This is a genomic window from Phaeovulum molybdatiresistens (assembly GCF_023544865.1).
In the GTDB taxonomy this organism is placed as follows: domain Bacteria; phylum Pseudomonadota; class Alphaproteobacteria; order Rhodobacterales; family Rhodobacteraceae; genus Pontitalea.
Map to the genome: position 1 here is coordinate 1 of NZ_JAMJFX010000065.1, position 2,678 is coordinate 2,678.

Consider the following 2,678-nt stretch of genomic DNA (forward strand, 5'->3'; position numbering starts at 1 on the left):
CATCACACCCGCCCAGAAACTGAAGATGGTCGCGTGAATTCTACGGATGCACCCCGCTAGAAATGGGGGGATTACCCCCGCGTGATCTCCCTGGCGGTTGCCGCCGCCGGTTGGGTGGGTGGGTGGATGTTCACCCGGAGATTACGCCGCCTTCAAATTTCCACCACTTCCGAGACACGACCACGCCGAAACTCCGGCGTCGGTCTGTTTCCATTTCTCATAGAACACCTCCTGGTTCCTCAGTTGGTGCTTTCCACTTTTCCCGGGCAAGTCCATCACCACTCGAGCACCCATCCAAATGGACGCCCATTTTTCCGCCCCAACACCTCCGATGCTCATGGGCACGGAGAATGGTCAGGACAGATCATTGGCGACCTGTGTCTCTCTTACCTCAATCAATGGGCCGTGGAAGCCGCATACATTTTTACAATGCGTCCATACATTCCGCTGAGCTGTGGAGCGCGCTCATAAGGTCACTGCGGCCTGATACGTTGCCGACGAGATGTATCCGGCGACCTTGCGCCTCCAGCGTTTCGACCAGGTAACGGTTGGGCTGATTGAAGCCGACAATGACGACAGTATCCGCCTCTACTGACCGAACTCGTTTGGTGAATAGAACGCCGAAATCGACCTGACCTTTCGTGATTTCTAAGATGTGGTGCCCACCGATGAAATCGAAGTCTTTCGACATTAGTCGTTCCCGGGCAGCACCTACCGTTACCGGTGTGTAAGGCAGTGTCTCTCCAATCTTTTCGAAGCGGCTCACCATCGTTACCTGAAACCCGGAATCGAGCAGGACGTCGGCGACCGAGATTGCCTCGAATGTGCCAGTGTCGTCAAAGACAACAGCGCGCTTTCCCTTCGTAACGGGGCGTCCGGCCCCGAGCACGTCCCAGCTCGTGTAGACATGCGGCAGGTCGTGACCGGGTATATCATCGGCCGGCAGCATGATTTGAAAATCAGTGCGTGGTGTCGTGCCGGTTGCGAGGATGATCTCATCAGCTTCGCTGGCCTCGATCATGGCCTCGTCCACGAGTGAATTGAGTTGGACGTCGACACCGAGGATTTCAAGTTCGCTGATCTGCCAGTCCACGATCTGACCGATATCTGCCCTGTGCGGCGCTTTCGCGGCCAGGAGAAGTTGCCCGCCGAGTCGCGCGCCGGCCTCGTGCAGTTCGACGTCGTGCCCGCGAAGGGCTGCTAGTCGTGCTGCCTCAAGTCCGGCAGGGCCTCCGCCGACGACGAGGATTTTCTTCGGCTTCGTTGCGGTCCGTCCTTCGTCGTCGACATGAAGCTCCCGCGCCGCGGCGCGGTTGACGACGCAGGTCATGACGCCCTTGCTCATATACTGCCCGACACAACCAATATTGGTGCTGATGCAGGGTTTGATCCGGTGTTCTTCGCGTCGCCGGGCCTTATTGACGAGTTCCGGGTCGGCAATGAGCGCCCGTACCATCGACACCATGTCGCCTTGGCCATCCCGAACGATCGCGCTGGCATGGTCCAGAGTCATAATCCGGCCAGTCACCATGGTGGGCGTCTTAAGGCCGACGGTCACCTTGTTGTTTGCGGGCATTTCGGTGCCGAGCGGGTCGTCGGTGGGGGCCATGAAGCGGTGGAAGCGCCAGTAGGAACTCATATGCAGGCCGATGTAATCGACCCTGCCGTCAAGCGCCGCTGCGATCTTGGCGTTTTCCTCCGGGTCGAGGCCGCCGGGCACGAAATCGTCGTTCGGAATTCGTACGCCGAGCGCGAAATCGGGGCCCACCTCGGCGCGTACCGCGTTGATGATCTCGTCAAGCAGCCGCATCCTGTTTTCGAACGATCCCCCGTATTCGTCGGTGCGCTGGTTGAGCGCAGGAGAAAGAAATTCGTGGAGCAGGTAGCCCGAAGATGCGTGAAGTTCGATCCCGTCGAGACCACCGTCGCGACAACGACGTGCGGCGGAGGCGAATTCTGCGATCAATTCGTGGATACGTGTGCGGGTGATCTGCATCGGTGTGATGTTAAACAGCGGATTGGGCACCTCGCCCACGCTCAGCAAGGTTTGCAGGTTGGTCTCGACCCGTCCGGATGCGCCACGGTGATAGAGCTGCAAGAGGACCTTCATGCCATGTTTGTGCAACCGCTTGGAGATGCTCTCATAAAAAGGTAGCACGTCGTCACTGAATGCCGGAATGTGGCTCGGCTCTGCCGCGGCAACGCTCGTTGCCTGTAGCACTGACATGCCGACCCCTCCCCTTGCACGCGCCTCGTGGTAGGCGATCAACTCTTCACCACCCAGCGCGACGCTGTGGGCCGAGCGCACGATGCGGTTGGGGATTTCGAGCGCCCCGATTTTTAAAGGTTCAAAAAGGTTGTCGTACAATGCCATGTTTGGTCCGCTCCTCACGCTGCGTGACGATTTTCGAGTTTTTGTATTATTAATTGTAAATTAAAGAATGCATAGGGTGGGCTATCAGATCAATGAACTTGTCGTATTTGTGTACAGAAATATTGCCATCAGCGGATGCCGGGGCCGCGGCACAGGCGGATAGCCCGATCCGCACCGCTCGCAGACAATGGCTGCTTCAGGGTGTCAGATTCGTATCGCGTTCTCGTAGGGTAATCCTCCCCGTGGTTAAGGGGATGCGAAGGTAGAATTTTCTCGGCATGATGGACGAGGAGATTCCGATGAA

Annotated in this window: 1 protein-coding gene; it reads right to left on the bottom strand. The window is 57.7% G+C overall.

All coding sequences use genetic code 11. The features are described from left to right. Window positions 1–424: 424 nt before the first annotated feature. The gene (locus MXB90_RS17625) at window positions 425–2,374 is read right to left on the bottom strand and encodes an oxidoreductase (RefSeq protein ID WP_250046714.1); all 1,950 of its coding nucleotides are present in this window, start codon (window positions 2,372–2,374) and stop codon (window positions 425–427) included. Between the last annotated feature and the right edge of the window lie 304 nt (window positions 2,375–2,678).

Excerpts from the sequence above, each read along its gene's own strand:
- MXB90_RS17625 (WP_250046714.1), bottom strand. The coding sequence starts at position 2,374 with ATGGCATTGTACGACAACCTTTTTGAACCTTTAAAAATCGGGGCGCTC.